General features: G+C 65.1%; 13 protein-coding genes. 3 read left to right on the forward strand and 10 right to left on the reverse strand.

The window, feature by feature from the left end; all coding sequences use genetic code 11:
• Positions 1–15: 15 nt before the first annotated feature.
• The 5 genes from tsaE to ACV7JP_RS01710 all read right to left on the reverse strand — a co-directional run bounded on the left by tsaE (position 16) and on the right by ACV7JP_RS01710 (position 8,880).
• Complete coding sequence (gene tsaE, locus ACV7JP_RS01690) at positions 16–1,554, reverse strand: tRNA (adenosine(37)-N6)-threonylcarbamoyltransferase complex ATPase subunit type 1 TsaE (protein ID WP_457797548.1); 1,539 nt, start codon at positions 1,552–1,554, stop codon at positions 16–18.
• Positions 1,551–4,061, reverse strand: a complete 2,511-nt coding sequence (locus ACV7JP_RS01695) for an ATP-binding protein (protein WP_457797549.1) — start codon at positions 4,059–4,061, stop codon at positions 1,551–1,553. Before ACV7JP_RS01695 ends, tsaE begins: the two co-directional genes overlap by 4 nt.
• Positions 4,062–4,463: 402 nt before the next feature.
• Positions 4,464–5,873, reverse strand: coding sequence for an adenosylhomocysteinase (ahcY, locus tag ACV7JP_RS01700; RefSeq protein ID WP_457797550.1), 1,410 nt, complete (start codon positions 5,871–5,873; stop codon positions 4,464–4,466).
• A gap of 334 nt (positions 5,874–6,207) precedes the next feature.
• The gene (locus ACV7JP_RS01705; protein WP_457797551.1) at positions 6,208–7,989 is read right to left on the reverse strand and encodes an ABC transporter ATP-binding protein; all 1,782 of its coding nucleotides are present in this window, start codon (positions 7,987–7,989) and stop codon (positions 6,208–6,210) included.
• Positions 7,990–8,394: 405 nt separating this feature from the next.
• Positions 8,395–8,880: a GNAT family N-acetyltransferase gene (locus ACV7JP_RS01710; RefSeq protein WP_457797552.1), complete on the reverse strand. Its 486-nt coding sequence runs from the start codon at positions 8,878–8,880 to the stop codon at positions 8,395–8,397.
• A 774-nt stretch (positions 8,881–9,654) separates the two neighbouring features.
• Between ACV7JP_RS01710 and ACV7JP_RS01715 the strand changes: the two genes are divergently transcribed.
• Complete coding sequence (locus ACV7JP_RS01715) at positions 9,655–10,149, forward strand: tellurite resistance TerB family protein (RefSeq protein ID WP_457797553.1); 495 nt, start codon at positions 9,655–9,657, stop codon at positions 10,147–10,149.
• A 6-nt stretch (positions 10,150–10,155) separates the two neighbouring features.
• Positions 10,156–10,959 carry an SDR family NAD(P)-dependent oxidoreductase gene (locus tag ACV7JP_RS01720; RefSeq protein WP_457797554.1) on the forward strand — a complete coding sequence of 268 codons (804 nt, stop codon included), beginning with the start codon at positions 10,156–10,158 and terminating at the stop codon, positions 10,957–10,959.
• 230 nt (positions 10,960–11,189) lie between these two features.
• Here the strand turns inward: ACV7JP_RS01720 and rpmF are convergent, their stop codons facing one another.
• From rpmF to mgtE, 4 genes are all read right to left on the reverse strand, one after another.
• Positions 11,190–11,378: a 50S ribosomal protein L32 gene (rpmF, locus tag ACV7JP_RS01725; RefSeq protein ID WP_016919986.1), complete on the reverse strand. Its 189-nt coding sequence runs from the start codon at positions 11,376–11,378 to the stop codon at positions 11,190–11,192.
• A gap of 104 nt (positions 11,379–11,482) precedes the next feature.
• A complete protein-coding gene (locus ACV7JP_RS01730) occupies positions 11,483–12,532 on the reverse strand; it encodes a glycoside hydrolase family 25 protein (protein WP_457797555.1) in 1,050 nt (349 codons plus the stop codon).
• Positions 12,533–12,650: 118 nt separating this feature from the next.
• Positions 12,651–12,785, reverse strand: a complete 135-nt coding sequence (locus ACV7JP_RS01735) for a hypothetical protein (RefSeq protein WP_457797556.1) — start codon at positions 12,783–12,785, stop codon at positions 12,651–12,653.
• Between the two features lie 156 nt (positions 12,786–12,941).
• Positions 12,942–14,351: a magnesium transporter gene (mgtE, locus tag ACV7JP_RS01740; RefSeq protein WP_457797557.1), complete on the reverse strand. Its 1,410-nt coding sequence runs from the start codon at positions 14,349–14,351 to the stop codon at positions 12,942–12,944.
• 182 nt (positions 14,352–14,533) lie between these two features.
• Between mgtE and ACV7JP_RS01745 the strand changes: the two genes are divergently transcribed.
• A complete protein-coding gene (locus tag ACV7JP_RS01745) occupies positions 14,534–15,433 on the forward strand; it encodes a polysaccharide deacetylase family protein (protein ID WP_457797558.1) in 900 nt (299 codons plus the stop codon).
• On the opposite strand, the gene ACV7JP_RS01750 is transcribed toward ACV7JP_RS01745, so the two are convergent.
• Positions 15,434–16,294, reverse strand: a complete 861-nt coding sequence (locus ACV7JP_RS01750) for a hypothetical protein (protein ID WP_457797559.1) — start codon at positions 16,292–16,294, stop codon at positions 15,434–15,436. It abuts the gene before it with no gap.
• Positions 16,295–16,798 lie beyond the last annotated feature (504 nt).

Consider the following 16,798-nt stretch of genomic DNA (forward strand, 5'->3'; position numbering starts at 1 on the left):
AAGGCCGCGGCGCGCTCAGGACTCGTTGTAGAGGCCGGGGAGACTGGATTCATACCAGGCTTTTATCTCAGCCAGCGCGGGATGTCGCAAGCTCTTCTTCAGATAGGCCTCGACGCGCGGCATATGCGCGAGATATTGCGGCTTGCCGTCGCGCTGGCTGAGCCGCGCGAAAATGCCGAGCACCTTGGTCGCGCGCTGCGCCGCGAGCGTCATATAGGCCTTGGCGAAGGCGGCCATATCGAATGATTCGTCGGCGTCCTTGCGCAGCTTGGCGTAATGCGCCAGCAGCCTCAGCTCCAGATCGTCCGGCACGGAGACGCGCGCGTCCTGGCCGAGCGACGCCATGTCGTAGGCCGGGTGGCCAAGCACGCAATCCTGGAAGTCGATGATCCCGACGCGCTTGATTCCCTCGCGCCTCTCGAGCCAGATGAGGTTCGGCGAATGATAGTCGCGCAGCGTCCAGGTCGGCGGCGCGCTCGCCGCGTCGAGCAGCGCGTGACGCCATAGATTCGCGAAGATGGCGCGCGCGCCCGAGGCCACCGTCGCTTTCTTGTGCGGGACATACCATTCGAGCAGCAGATCGATCTCGATCAGCAGCGCGTCCATGTCGTAAGGCGGAAGATGATAATTTCCGGAACCGTCGATCGGCAGCGTGTCGGGCAGACGCTGCGAATGCAGATGCGCGAGCGCCCCGGCCGCTTCGAGATAGCGCTCCGGGATCGGCCCGTTCGCGTCCACGACGCCTTCGCGGCCAAGATCTTCGACGATGAGAAGCCCCGCCTCGAGGTCCTGCCCGTAGATTTCGGGAGCCGAGAGCCCATGCGCCCGCAGCCCATGCGCGAGGGCGACGAACGGCTTCACATTCTCCGCGAGCCGAGCGATGGCGCTGTAGGATTTGCCGTAGCGGATTGGCGGCCCGTCGGGCCGCGGCGGCGAGATCATCAGGATCGCGCGCTGGCCGTTGGGTTTCTCCAGCGTCTCATAGGCGCGCGACGAGGCGTCGCCCAAAAGAAAGCTGCGCCTGGCGTCGGCCCAGCCTTCCCGGCGCAAGAGCTCGCGCAGCGCCTTGAAGGATTTCAGCCGCGGCGCAAAGGCGCCGTAACCCGAGATCGTGACGCGACGCGCATCGCGATCGTCGGCGTCGGCGAAGCTCAGACGCACGTCGAGACGGTCCTGCGGCAAGACTTCCGGCGCGCGCTCCGCCCATTCGGCGAGGACGATCGCGTCCTCGACCGCCTCCTCCCAGCCGAGGCCGGAAAGCTCGGCGGCCGTCTCGATGCGATAGAAATCCGCGTGGACGATGCGCGCGGCGTCGCCCTCATAGATCTGCATCAGCGTGAAGGTCGGGCTCGGCGCCTCGATGGCCGGGTCGTCGAGCGTCTTGCGGATCAAAGCGCGCGCGAACGTCGTCTTGCCGGCGCCGAGATCGCCCGCGAGCGTCACCATGTCGCCGGCCTTCAGCAGCGTCGCCAGATCCTCAGCGAGCGCGACCGTCGCCGCCTCGTCCGGCGCCTCGACGCGCCAAACCGTCTTGCCCGCCATTTCCTCGGTCATTGCGCGACTCCTTCGCTCGCGGCGGGCCGCGCTTCTTCCTGCGCCGTCCGCGCCGGGAAGACGCAGGTGACGGTCGTGCCCTCGCCGGGCGCCGAGTCGATGAAGACCTTGCCGCCATGCAGCTCCATGAAGGCCCGCACGATCGAGAGTCCAAGCCCGACGCCGCGATGGCGGGAGCCGGCGGTATGAGACTCGAAGCGCTCGAAAACGCGCTCCAGCACCTCGGGCGGTATGCCGCGTCCGCAATCCGTCACCTTGAACACGACTTCGTCGTCACGGCGCATGGCCGCGAGCGTCACGGTCTGGCCGGGGCTTGAGAAGCCGATGGCGTTGGACAGAAGATTGAACAGAATCTGCCGCACGCGCTTCGCGTCGCCGCGGAAGGCTCCGACATTGTCCAGGGCGAGGATCTGCACGTCGATCGAATTTTCGGCGAGACGATCCTGCACGCCTTCGATCGCGGCGCGCATGGTGGCGAGCACGTCGACATCCGAGAATTCCAGCTCCAGCGCATCCTCGTCGATCGTCGCGAGATCGAGAATATCGTCGATGATCGCGAGCAGCGCCGCCGACGATCTGTTGACATAGCCGAGATATTCGAGCTGGCGCGGATTGAGCGGACCAGTCGACTCTTCGCCGAGGAGATGCACGAATCCGTTGATGTTGTTGAGCGGCGAGCGCAGCTCGTAGCTGACATGGTGGATGAAGTCGTTGCGCAGCTTCTCGGCCGCCATCAACGCCTTGTTGCGTTCGGAAAGCGCGCGCTCGGCGTTCACGTCCGCCGTCACGTCGACAAAGGTCAAGAGCGCCGCGCCGTCGAGCAGCGATTGCGCGGTGCAGTCCAGCACCACGCCGTCGCTGCGCTCGATGCGGCGCGTGAAGCCTTCGCGCATATCGTTCAGGCTCGTGACGAAACTCTGGAGCTTGGCCCAGGTTTCGTCGTCATCGTGCAGCGCCTTGCATTGCGCGACGATCGCTTCGAAGCGCGGCTTCTCGGCGAGCTCCCTAGGCTCCAGGCGCCAAAGCCGGGCGAAGGCCGGATTGCAGAAATTCAGGCGCCCGTCGGCGCCGAATACGGCGACGCCCTCATGCAGCGTCTCCAGCGTCTCGCTTTGCGTGCGGTTCAGGGCGTTGAAGCGCGTCGCGAGATCGACCGCCTCGGTCGTGTCGTCGTAAAGATAGGTGACGCCGCCCTGCGGATTGGGATGGGCGACGACGTCGACAATGCGCCCGTCCGGCAAGTGCCAGGTGCGCCGCATGGGATCGTTGGATCGATAGGCCTCGAAAAGCCGCTCCTTCCAGGCCTTGTAATCGGACTCGGCCGGCAGGCGGCCGTCCGCGCGCAGCCTGTCGAGGATTTCGCCGTCGGTCGGCTTCTGGTCGAGAAAGGCGGGACCGAGCTGCCAGAGCTTGGCGTAGGCGTCGTTATGATAGGCGAGGCGGCGTCCGCGATCGAAGATAGCGACCGCCGTCGGCAATTGATCGAGCGTGCGCTTATGCGACTGCATCTGCTGCTCGAGATCGGCCCGGACCGTTTCGACCTCGTGACGGTCGATCGCCATCGACGCCGCCGTCTCCGGCAAAGCCGTTTGCGTCACGTCGAGCAAATGGCGCGCCCCGGCGACGACGGCGGGGACGCGCGCGCGCCAGACGGCGCCCTTCGCCAGCGCCTGCGCGGCCTCGGCGCGCGCGGACTGATCAAGCAGCTCCAGCCCCCGCGCGATGGCGTCGGCGGCGTCCTTCGCCTCGACGGCGGAAACATAAGCGCTGTTGACGTAAGCGAGCCTGGCCTTGGCGTCCCGCACCCAGACGGGCGTCGGCGACGCGTCGAGCAGCGCGTGCAGGCCCGCGAGCTGGCGCTCGGACTCCGCATGGCGCCCCCGCAGGCTGATCAGCTCCAGCCGGTCGCCGGAGACCTCGCGAAGGCGAAGCACGGCGCTGCCGCCGACCGCGCGGCCCTCGGCGTCGAAATGACGCCCCGTAAGGCCCGCGACCGGAAGGCGAAAGGCTTCGCCATTCTTGCGCAGGCGGTCGACGGCCGCCTCCAGCGCCTGGGCGTCGGATGGGACGAGCCAGGTCCCGAAAGCGAGAATGCGGCGCGGCCCGGCGGCGGTCTCCGAGACGAGAAGCGTCGAAGCGCTGACGTCGGGTTCGCCGTCCGGTCCGGTCCAGGCGATGAAGGCCTGCGGCTCGCTGGACAGGAAAGTCTTGGCGCGGTCGAATTTCGCGCGCGTGTCTTCGAGGTCGGCGACGAGCGCCGCCTCGCGGCGGCTCCAATCCTTGCGCTCGCTGATATGGGTCAGCGCCACCACGGCGGAAAAAAGCGCCAGGCCGCCGCTGAAGGCGAAGCCGACGACGTCGGGGTCGATGGGTAGGTCGGCGGCCAGGCCCAGCACCTGCGCAGGAGCCTGGGAGGAAAACAGCGCGCCGCAAAGCGCGGTCGCGCCCAGCGCCAGCCGCGCGCGCAGACGCCGCGCGCCGGGCGGCGGATCATCGCCGGAATGCATTCGACCGCATCGCGTCATGAGCGAGACGTTTCCTTTTTTCGCGCGCAAACCAGCTTAGGCCTCATATGGACCGGGTTCCAGAGGGTCGATCGGGGTGCTCATCACAACAACGCCCCGCGCCAGCGCGCGCTCCTGCAAGGCCGCGCGCACGGACGCCCTTCCGCCCCCAGGGCGGAGGCGGGAACAAATCGGCTCTGCGGCGGAGGGCCCGCCGCGCAACGCCGACGACGCTCGCTACGAATCACCTCAATCTAGAACGCGCTCGGTTAAAACGGAATCGTGTTTCTGATTACGCGGCGCAAAAAACGGCCCCGCTCCGGTCGGAGGGGGCCGCAAAGCTGAGCCGGGATAATGAAACGCCGCGCCGGGCGGAGCTGGAAACGGCCCCGCCGCGAAGCCGCGTCAGTAGCGGTAGTGCTCCGGCTTGAACGGGCCGTTCTGCGGCAGGTTGAGATATTTCGCCTGCTCTTCCGTCATCTTGGTGAGCTTCACGCCGATCTTGTCGAGATGGAGCGCCGCGACCTTCTCGTCGAGATGCTTGGGCAGCGTGTAGACGCCCGTGGGGTATTGGCCCTGCTTGGTCCACAGCTCGATCTGAGCCAGAGTCTGGTTGGTGAAGGACGCCGACATGACGAAGGACGGATGGCCCGTCGCGCAGCCGAGATTCACGAGGCGGCCTTCGGCGAGCAGGATGATGCGCTTGCCGTCCTGGAACTCGATCTCGTCGACCTGCGGCTTCACATTGTGCCATTTGAGATTGCGCAGGCCGGCGACCTGAATCTCCGAGTCGAAATGGCCGATATTGCAGACGATGGCGCGGTCCTTCATGGCGCGCATATGGTCGACGGTGATGACGTCGACATTGCCCGTCGCGGTGCAGAAGATGTCGGCGCGCGGCGCGGCGTCCTCCATCGTCGTGACCTCATAGCCTTCCATCGCCGCCTGCAGGGCGCAGATCGGGTCGATCTCGGTCACGATCACGCGGCAGCCGGCGTTGCGCAGCGACGCGGCGGAGCCCTTGCCCACGTCGCCGTAGCCGGCGATGCAGGCCACCTTGCCGGCCATCATCACATCGGTGGCGCGGCGGACGCCGTCGACGAGCGACTCGCGGCAGCCATAGAGATTGTCGAATTTCGACTTGGTGACGGAGTCGTTGACGTTGATCGCCGGCCAGAGGAGCTTGCCCTCCTTGTGCATCACATAGAGGCGATGCACGCCCGTGGTCGTCTCCTCCGTGACGCCCTTGATCGACTCGGCGTTGCGCTTGTACCAGCCCGGATTGGCCTTCAGGCGCTTCTTGATGGCGGCGAAGAGGACTTCCTCCTCCTCATTCGTCGCCTTGTCGAGGAAGGCGGTGTCGCCGCCCTCGGCGCGCAGGCCGAGATGGATGAGGAGCGTGGCGTCGCCGCCGTCGTCCAGGATCATGTTCGGCGCGCCGCCGTCGCCCCATTCGAAGATCTTATGGGTGTAGTCCCAATAATCCTCGAGGGTCTCGCCCTTCTTGGCGAAGACCGGCGTGCCCGTCGCGGCGATCGCCGCCGCGGCGTGGTCCTGCGTCGAATAGATGTTGCAGGAGGCCCAGCGCACATCCGCGCCCAGCGCCTTCAGGGTCTCGATGAGAACGGCCGTCTGAATGGTCATATGCAGCGAGCCGGCGACGCGCGCGCCCTTCAAGGGCTGCGACGGGCCGAATTCGGCGCGCGTGGCCATCAGGCCCGGCATCTCGGTCTCGGCGATGGCGATTTCCTTGCGGCCCCAATCGGCCAGCGAAATGTCCGTGACGGCGTAATCGTTGAAGTGATGAGCGGTCATGCGAATCCTCTGCTCGGGAAGGATGGCCGGCGCCCCGGCGCTGGAGAGCCTATAGCAGGGCCCAGAACAGAAGGCAATAAAGATATAAAGATTTGTTTATGTCAAAATATGGACCTGGCGGGCGGCGGCGAATTAGTCGCCTCACTCGAATTGGCGGGCTTTTCGGAAGACGTTCATTCGCGGCCCATCATTGCGAGCGAAGCGAAGCAATCCAGAGCCCCCGCGACGCCCCTGGATTGCTTCGCTTCGCTCGCAATGACGGTCGACAAAAAGGCCAGCTATTCGAGTGACGGAAACCACTGGTCTCGAATTCTCCGCCGCCGCCCGGACCACGTCAGCTCGCCTTCTCGACCGGCGCGTCGAAAACGTCGTCGCCGACGGCCTGCGTTTCGAACAGGCGGCGATAGACGCCGCCCGGACGGCGCAGCAATTCGCCATGCGAGCCGTCCTCGACGATGCGGCCGTGCTCGAAGACGAGAATGCGGTCGAGCCGCCGCACCGTCGAGAGCCGATGCGCCACCACGAGGGTCGTCCGCCCCTCCGACAATTGCTCGATCGCCGCCCGGATATGAAACTCCGACACGGAGTCGAGCGAGGACGTCGCCTCGTCCAGCACGAGGATGGGCGTGTCGGCGAGGATCGCCCGCGCGATGGCCACCCTTTGCCGCTCGCCGCCCGAGAGCTTCACGCCGCGCTCGCCGACCAGGGTCTCATAGCCGTCGGCGAGACGGTCGATGAAGATGTCGGCATGGGCGAGACGCGCCGCCTCGGCGATCTCCGGGGGCGCGGACTGCGGCCGGCCGTAAGCGATGTTTTCGCCGAGCGGCCGGTGAAACAGGATCGGCTCCTGCGCGACGATGCCGATCGCGCGCCGCAGCGACGCCTGCGTCACATGCGCGATGTCCTGCCCGTCGATCAGGATGCGCCCGCCATTCGGATCGAACTGCCGCTGCAGCAGCTTGACGAAGGTCGTCTTGCCCGCGCCCGAGGCGCCGACGAGCCCGACGCGCTCGCCCGGCCGGATGGTGAGCGAGAAATCCTCGTAAAGCGGGCGGACCGTTCCCGGATAGCCGAAAGTGACGGCGTCGAAGACGATCTCGCCCGCGCCGACCCTGAGCGGCCGGGCGTCCGGCGCATCGGCGATTTCGGGCGTCTCGGCGGCGAAGCCGACGACATCCTCCATCTCATTGACCGCCTTCTGAAGATGGCGGACATGCTGGCCGATGTCGCGCAGATAGCCGTTGATCAGCCCCTGTATGCCGATGAGGCTCACCACGTCGCCGGTCGTCATCTGCGCCCGCGACCACAGCAGCAGGCCGCAGCCGAGAAAGACGGCCTGCATCGTGATCAGCGCCAGCGCCTGCAGAACGCCGGTCGCCTCGCTGCGATACCATGAGGTCAGCGTGCGCGTCCGCCATTCGTCGATGAGCCGCGCGAAGGAATGGTCCTCGCGCGCCTCGGCCGCGAAGCCCTTGACCACCTGATTGCCGGTGATCGAATCCGCGAGCCGCGCGCTCACCGCCGAGTCGAGACGCTGCGAGATTTGCGCGGCCGGGCTGATCCAGAAAAGCGACAGGCCGACGCTGATCGACAGAAACGCCGCAATGCCGGTGATGACGACGAGGCCGAGCAGGGGCCAGCGCATGAGCAGCAGGCCGCTCACGCCGACGATGACGACCGCCGCCGGCAATATGCCGAAGATCAGCGTGTCGGTGAGCGTGTCGAAGGCCCACATGCCGCGCGTGATCTTGCGCACGGTCGCGCCGGCGAAGGCGTTGGCGTGCCAGTCGGCGGAAAAGCGCTGCACGCGCGCAAAGGCGTCGCGCACCAGCGCCGACATGCCGCGCGACGTCACCTGGCACACACAGAAAACCACGAAGTAGCGCAAGAGATGGAAGCACAGCACCGCGCCGATGAAGACGGCGAGGGCGTCGAGCGCCGGCGCCAATGCGCGCGGCTCCGTCGCGACGGCGTCGGCGAGCCGTCCGGAGGCGATCGGCACGAACACGTCGATGAAATTGGAGGTGACGCGCGCCGCGAGCATCACGGCGAGGAGCCGCGGCGACAAAAGCCAATAGACCGCCGCGAAGCGCAGCGTTTGGAAATAAGCGGACATGATCGCGCGAGGCGCTTGAGGCGCCTCATCCCTTTTAGAGACGGAATGACGGATGACGGCGCCCGCTTGTCGGGGCGTCGCGTTGATCCGGAAGGTCTCTGCCGATCTCGTCAGACCCTTGGAAGGTCGTGGAATGCGCCAGCGGCGAGGACAGCCCGGAGTCTAGGTGCCGGGCTCATCGCCTGAATCTCAGGCCTGGCCCGGGGAACGGATAAACATGACATATTTCATCATGGCCCTCCCCGAAATTGACGCGCGCGATATTGCGCTGCGAAGGCGTGGACTATCGTATCGAAATTGGGCTCTGTCAACCATGTGCGAGGAGACAATGGTCAGTTTGAATTGCGGCTACGCGCCGGGAACGGCCTTTTGCCCAAGGCTCCTTATTGCGCCTTACGCGACTTGCTACCCAAGCATCGCAAAGGCCGGAGCATAGTCGATCTTGCCGGTCGTAACAGGCAAAGACTTGTTGAATGACAAAACCATAAGGTGCGGCCCGGCATAGGGAGACGCGAAGCCGCTCGCAAGAGCTGGATCAAAGCCAAACTTTTGATATAGGGCTGGATTGCCCAGCACAAAAACGCCCTGCCATCCTTGCTCTTCTGCTTCCTTCAAAGCTGAACGGACTAATGAACCGCCAATTCCTTTCCGCTGTTGATCAGGGGCAACGGCAACAGGCCCAAGACCTAACGCACGAAATGGAGCGGTCATTTTTGATAACATGGCGTGCCCAATTACGACCCTGGATTCGATAGCGACGATTGAGATAACAGCGTCACCTTCTGACCGAAGGCGCTCAACCAACCTTGCCTCGGCGGGTGTAGGAAAAGCCGCTTCGACAATCTTCCGAATTGCAGAAATGTCAGCGGGTTCTTCTCGACGAATTATCATCTCATGCTTTCAAACTATTATTTGGCCAGGCCGGAGCCGGACGCGACCAGTAAAATGGATCGCCGTCCCCCCATGCGAAATTCAAGAATTGTGCATCGGCTAAGCGATATAGACGAGAGTATAGACATGGGATTTTGGACCCTTCCGGCTCACCCAATCGCCTTCAGGCGGATAGGCTCCTCTATTATTGTCAGGCAATACATTCCATGGCAGCCCGGTACACAACTGGCAGTCTTCGTCCCACGCTAACCATCCCCAATCCGCCCTCCGTACGATCCAAATATCTTGGTCGAGCCTTTTATATGCTGGAAGTTTGTCGGGCCTCTCGGTGAGCACGAACGTGTAAACGAGATCATCACTCTGCCGCCGCAGCTCAAATTTGTTTCGTCTAATGGTGTTTGCCATCAGGATAACGTAGCAGGCTAACCCGACCGCTTACAGTGGGAACTTGCTGCCTGCGCAAAAGTCAAGATATTTGAAACATAGGGTTTCGTGGGCGTCGGACAGAATTAGGCCGGAATTCCCCACCCGATAGGGTCGGCATCCTCGTCAGATTTCTTCGATATGGCGGTAAAGCGTTTCCGGCGTTGCGCGCGGATCGCACCCTGTTCAATGGGCTGGGTCTCGCAAAAGATCGGTGCGAAAGTCGATCAAGCCTTCGTCCGAAAACGCCCAGCTTCCGGGAAGATCCTCTCCGCGCTCGGCTACCCTTCCCCCGTCTCATGATCTATAGGGATCGGAACGCAACTCCTTTCCCCGACACCCCCGAAGCCCATGCTCTCCGCGCTTAGAAATTTCATCAGCGAACTCACGGGCGAGGCCGATCAGCCGAAACCCTATGAGTCCGCCGACTATCAACTCGCGGCCGCCGCGCTGCTCGTGCATATCGCGTCGATCGACGGCGATTTCGATTTGAGCGAAAAGGCGCGCATCCAGCAGCTCGTAGAGTCGCGCTTCGGCCTTGCGCCCGACGCGGCGCAGGCGCTGATCCAGGACGCTTTCGAGAGCGAGCGGGAAGCGGTCGATCTCTATCGCTTCACCAGCGTGCTCAAGCGCCGCCTCGACGAGGACGGGCGCCGCCAGGTGGTCGGCATGCTGTGGGACATGGCCCATGCCGACGGCGACGTGCATGAATTCGAGGAGAATGTCGTCTGGCGCGTGGCCGAGCTTCTCGGCGTCTCGACGCGCGAGCGGGTCGAGCTGCGCCGCGAAGTGCGCGAGAGTCTCGAGGCGCCCTTCGAGAATCCATGGTATCGCCCCAAGGAGTGACTTTTCATGACGGATGTTTCCAGCGCCCGGCCGGCCGCCGTCGTCACCGGCGCGTCGGAGGGAATCGGGGCGGAGCTCGCGCGCGTCTTCGCTGAGAAGGGCCATGAGGTCGCCATCGTCGCCCGGCGCGGCGAGCGGCTGGAAGCGCTGGCCGATGAAATCGCCGCCAAAGGCCAGCGCCGGCCGTTGGTCGTGGAGCTCGACCTCCTTGGCGACGGCGCCGTCGAGACCCTGGCGGGCCGCCTCGCCGGGGCCAGGCTGGCGCCCCAATATCTCGTCAATAATGCGGGCTTCGGCCTACTCGGCCGGGTCGCGGAGCTCGATCAGGCGGAGCAGCTCGCCATGATCGACCTCAACATCCGCGCGCTCACCGCGCTGACCCTGCGCTTCCTGCCGGCGCTGATCGACACCAAAGGCGGCGTGATGAACGTCGCCTCGGTCGCCTCTTTCATGCCGGGGCCGGGATTCGCGGTCTATTACGCCACGAAGGCCTTTGTGCGCTCCTTCAGCGAGGCGATCTCGCATGAATTGAAGCCCGCCGGCGTGAGGGTCTCCTGCCTCTGCCCCGGCCCGGTCGTCACGGGCTTCCAGGCGCGCGCGGGCATGAGCTTCGAGGGGCTGATGGGCGCCATGAAGCCGGCTTTGGTGCCGGCGGAAGAGGTGGCGCGCCAGGGCTATGACGGGCTGATGGCCGGTCGGCGCGTCGTGGTGCCGGGGACCATGAACAAGGTCATGATCTGGAGCGCCCGCCTCTCGCCGCGCGCAATCCTGCTGCCGCTGCTCGGCGCGGCGCAGATGAAGCGGGCCTAATAGCAATCCGCCGTACGCCGTCATTGCGAGGAGGCTTCGCCGACGAAGCAATCCAGGGGGCATCACGGGCTCTGGATTGCTTCGCTCCGCTCGCAATGACGGCCTGATGGCCGGCCGGGGGCGCGCCCGCAAGCGGGGAGAGGGTGACGGCGCCGTTGGCGCGCTTATTTCGCCCCAATAAAAAAAGCGGGCGTGAAGCCCGCTTTTTCATGCGCGGATCAAGAACCCGCTTATTCCTCGGCCGATTTGACCTTGAGCACCTGACGGCCGCGATACATGCCGGTCTTCAGGTCGATATGGTGCGGACGGCGCAGCTCGCCCGAATCCTTGTCCTCGACATAGGTCGGCGCCTTGAGGGCGTCGGCGGAACGGCGGAAGCCCCGCTTCATCGGGGAGGTTTTTCTCTTCGGAACGGCCATTTTCTTGTCTCTCTAAACAGCGAAGACCGCGCGGACTCGCCGCGCGGCGGAAACTGGTGCGGGGCGTATACGCGAAATCTCGTCCGCTGGCTACCCCCGCGAGATCAACCATTGTCGGGCGAATTGGCGATCCCCGCCGGGGGCGTCGGGGGGCCGCCGGGCGCCGCGCCGTCCTTCTCATAAGCGCCCTTCTCGACGCCCTTGAGCATCGCCGGGTCTTCCTCGATGAGCTTGTTGACGGTGCGGTCGTCAATCGGCTTGGGCGTCGCCGCCGCGGCGGGAGCCGCCCGCATGCCCGTCGTCGAGGCGAGCCAGCTCCGCCAATGATCGAAGCTGCCGTTGAAAGTGTTCTGGTCCACGGCGCCGACGATGCCCGGCACGCGGCCATCGGAGCGATATTGCCAGAAGGTCCATTTACGGTCGCCGTAACGGACTCTGGGATGATATTTCGTCGAGCGCACCCAGATCGGATATTCGGAGAGCGCGTCGGGCTGCAGCACCGACTGGTAGAAGTCGACCGAGGAGTAGATGATCGGCTTCTTGCCGTAACGGCGCTCCATCGCCTCCAGCATGACCCGCATGTCGCGGATCGCCTCTTCCCGATACAGCGTGCGCTTGCAGCTCTTCGATTCCGGCGTCGGCTCGACGTCGAGCACGGGCGGCAGCGCGTCCGGCTCGTTCGGCACGACGGATGCGAAGTTCTGAATCTCCTCATGCGGCGGGCGGCACCAATAGACGAAGTGATAGGCGCCGCGCGGCACGCCGGCGGCCTTGGCGGCCGCCCAATTATATTGGAATTTGGAGTCCGTCTTGTCCCCGCCCTCGGTCGCCTTGATGAAGGCGAAGGCGACGCCCGATTCCTTCACCTGCTCCCAGTCGATGTCGCCCTGATATTTGGAGACGTCGACGCCATGCACGGCGAATTCGGCGCTGCGGGTCGCCGGGAAGAGATGGAGGTCCGACTCCGGCACCGCGTAAGCGAGGAAGGTCGGGTCCTTCTTGGCGTTCACCAGCGGCGCGCTGGTGGCGAAACGGGGACGGCGGGCATAGCCGGGATCGTAGCTGCTGCCGCAGGCGGCGAGGGTCGCCGCGCTGGCCGCAACGACGCAGGCGAGGGCGGTGAAACGCGATACGGAAGAATTCAACGAGCGCATTTCGTCAAATTATCCCCACAGGCGGTAACGAAGCGTTAACGCGCCGCGCCGGGAAAGCAAGACGCTGCGATTCTTTTTGCGACGGCTTTGCAGCGGAATTGTGTTGCGCGGAATTCGCTCAATCGCGGGCCGATGGGTGAATCTGGCCGCGGCCGCCTTCGAGCGCGATGGCGTCCCTCGGCTGATGGGTCTTCGTCGGCCCGCCGAAGCTCGTCACGAAACCGAGCGCCAGGAAACCGACCCAGAAGGCCAATGGGACAAGACTGGATCGTGAAGCCATTGAATTCCCCCAAACCCTCGGAGGCGCTCATTGACGGCCCCGCCCTGACGGCGGAAATGTTAGCACCATTGTATATTTATTCAATAGACTAACCTATCATAACATGGAACCACATTCAATTTCTTATACTTAAGACAGATGAAACCACATGCTGGCGATTGTCAGGAAGGCGCCGTAGCCCACCACGTCCGTGATCGTGGTGACGAACGGCCCGGAAGACACGGCGGGATCGAAGTTGAAGCGGTCGAAGACGAGGGGGACGATGATTCCGCCGAAGGCGCCCGCGACAAGATTCGTAAACATCGCCAAGGCCATGACCGGCATCAGCCCGACATTGTGGAACCAGTTGGCCGCCACCAGCCCGGTCACGAGGCCGAAGGCCGCGCCATTGACGGCGCCGATGGCCAATTCGCGGAAGATGATCTTCAGCGCGTTGCTGCGGTTCAATTCGCGCGTCGCCAGCGCGCGGACGGCGACCGTCATGGTCTGAGTCGCGGAATTGCCGCCCTGCCCCGCGACGATCGGCCCGAGAACCGCGAGCGCCACCATCTGCTCCAGTTGCGACTGAAACGTCTTGAGCACGGTCGAGGTGATGAAGGCGGTCAGCATGTTGAGGAAGAGCCAGGTGAACCGGCTCTTCGCGATCCACCAGAAATCGTCGGTCAGCTCTTCGTCCGGGTTCACGCCGCCCAGCGCCTTGATCTCCTCGGAGGCCTGCTCCTGAATGACGTCGACGATGTCGTCGATCGTCAGCACGCCGACGAGGCGCTCGGACTCGTCGACGACGGGCGCCGAGACGAGATTGTAGCGCTCGAAGAGGCGGGCCGCCTCGGCGCCGTCCTCCGTGGCCTTCACGCGCCGCCGGTCGGCCTGCATGATCTCGTCGAGCCGCGTGCCGGGCTTCGCGCGCACCAATGCGTCCAGAAAGACCGTGCCCAAAAGATGATAGCCGGGATCGACGACAAAGATTTCGAAGAAATTGTCGGGCAGGACGTCGCCGTCGGTCTCGCGAAAGAAATCGAGGACGCGGCCGGCCGTCCAGAAAGGCGGCGCGGCGATCAGCGTCGTCTGCATCAGCCGGCCGGCGGAGTCCTCCGGATAATCGAGCGAGCGCCGCAGGACGATGCGATCCTGCGCGGGCAGCGCCTCGAGAACCTCCGCCTGCTCCTCGGGCTCCAGCGTCTCGAGAATGGCGACGGCGTCGTCGCTTTCCAGGTCGCGGACGCCCTCAACCAGCGTCTCGACCGGAAGCTCTTCGAGAATGTCCTCGCGGGTGGCTTCACCCATCTCCATAAGCGCGGTAAAATCGAAATCCGCGCCCATCAGCTCGACGAGGCGCGGTCGCGCTTCATGGCTCAGCAGTTCGAGAAGCGCGCCGAGATCGGCCTCGTGAAGGCGACCGACAAGCTCATGGACTCTGGCAGAATCTCCCAGGGCGACGGCCGCCTCGACCTCGAAGACGAAATCGGCGTCGAAACCGCCGTTCTCGTCGCGAAAGGATTCGGCGCCCGCCGGCGTTTCATCATGGTCGAGTGGCATGCCGATTCCCGCTCGCGCGCTTTCCGCCCGCATGGAATTGCGCGGGCGACAGGAAATCGCGCCAAATCAAATAGAGGGAGCGCATTCTCATCGCAAAAGTCCAGCAACTTTTGCGAAACGCGCTCCGAAAGGCTTCAGGCTCTTAACCCGCGCGCGCGCGGATGCAAACCGGCAAAACCGACATGACCCATTTTTCCCGCGTCCCGCTCTACGCCCTTCTCTCCCTCGCCTGCTCGGCCGCGCCGTCGCTTGCGCGCGATTGCGGGCCGGACTCGCTCGGCGTCTCGCGCGCCATCGCGATCGGACCGAAAGGAACGGCCGTCGGCCTGCAAAGCTATCCGCGCACGCTCGATCTGCAGGATCATGAGGTGGTTCTCACCTTCGACGACGGGCCGGCGGCCCCGACGAAGCAGGTGCTCGATTCGCTGGCGAAGGAATGCGCGCGCGCGACCTTCTTCATCATCGGCCACAACGCCGAGAGCGCGCCGGAGCTCGTGAAGCGCGCGGCCGAGGAAGGCCACAGCATCGGCCATCATTCCTACAGCCATCCCGCCGACACGCTGCGGCTGATGGCGGACGGCGCCGCCAAGGCCGACATCGAAAAGGGGATCAAGGCCGTCGAGAAGGCGTCCGGCGGCAAGGCCGCGCCCTTCTTCCGTTTTCCAGGCTTCGCGGACACGCCGTCGCTCGTCGCTTATCTCGAAGACAAGGGCTACACGGTCTTCGGCTCGGATCTCTGGGCCTCCGACTGGTCGCCCATGTCGCCGAAGGGCGAGCTCGATCTGGTGATGACGCGCCTGGAAAAGATCGGGAAGGGAATCGTGCTCTTCCACGACTCCAAGGCGCAGACGGCGGCGATGCTGCCGGACTTCCTGCGCGAGCTGAAGGCGCGCGGCTACAAGCTCGTCCACATCGTTCCCGGCGACGGCGATACGCCCGTGGTCGCGGCGGGACCGGGCTGGACGTCGACGACCGAGCCGATCATCGCCAAGACGCTCGCCGGCAAGCGCGCGGCGCCGGGCCATCCGCACGACGCGGCCGGGGGCGAGGACCACGCGCATCCCCCGGCGGCGGATCGGTAATCAGCCGTTCTCGCAGGCGTAAAAGCCCTTGGCGCCCCAGCAGGGCGCGCCCTTGTTCTTATATACCTTGCCGAGATTGCGGCCGCCGAGCGTCGCCGTCCAGACGCGCCCGTTATTATGGGCGAGCTCCAGCGTCTTGCCGGGCAGATGGAAGACCACCGCCGCGCCGGCGTGATCGACGCGGCACGCGCCGCTGTTCTGCACGCGGCCGGAGAGCTTGAAATAGCATCTCGCCATCCGCCCGCCTTCCTCCGCCTTGGACGCGTCGATCAACTTTTCCGCGGCGGCCGGAGGCTCCGCTTGCGCCTCCGGGGCGGGAGCGGGAGCCGGAGCGGCGGCCTCATAGGCCTTGGCCTCCGGCGGCGGCGCGGCCTCCTGCCGCGCCTCCAGCTTTTCGCGCATGTCGGCCGAGGGCGGGGACAGCGGCTCCGGCGCGCGCCCCGCCGCGGCGGGCGCGGCCTGCTCGGCGATCGGGCGCGCATTCAGGAAGGAATCGGCGGCCGGCGCGGGCTCCGCCTGGGCGAGGGGGGCGGCCTTTTCGACCGGCGCGGCCGGGGCGGCGGTCTCCGGCTCCGTCACCGCGACGGCGACGGCGGGGGCGAGGCTTGCCTGCGTGACCTCGGCGGGCTTTTCGACGGCGCCGCCCAGAGGCGCGCCCGGGCTGAAAAGCGCCGAGCTGAGGATGACGGCGGCGCCGCCGACAATGGCGAAGGCGAGGGTCAGATGGACGACGCCCTCGACCTTTTCATAGGCGACGCCCCAAAGCGGCGCGTCATCCGTCTGGCCGTCCGTCTGGCCGCCCTTGACCAAGCCCTGCTCGCCGTCGCCATGGCGACGGCCGTGATCGAAGAATACGCTCATACTACTCACTCCGGGCGTCGGCGGTTCCGCGGGAACGAGGGCGCGCGCCGGGGCCGCCCCTTCGGCGCATCGACGCGCCGCCTGCCGCGAAACCAAGTCTTGCCGGGATACGCTCCCCGGCGGTTTCCGCCAGCGCGACAGGCGCGGGAGCCCCTCAAGGCCCTCCCTGCGCGCCTGTCCGACATGCGATTTGGAATGGTAAATGTGGCCTTACTTTGCCCGAGCGGAAACTGGTCCGCCCGTTAGATGCGCGGGCGGAGCATGAGCGTCGGAAGAAAGGGATCGGCTATGCCGAACGGCGAAGGCGAATCGGCGCCTCGCGCGCGGCGCGCTTCAAGCCCTTAGGCTTGGTGCGGTCGAGAGGACTCGACACGACGTATCGCCACGTAACTAACTGAATTCACTTCGGTTTGCGTGCAGCAAATTGGAGCCTGTGTAGCATCTTAGTGTGGTAGTCTACAAGCGATAATGCCTTGATGCTAGCCACAGGTGGTGTCAGTCCCT

This window comes from Methylocystis sp. S23 (genome assembly GCF_054106005.1).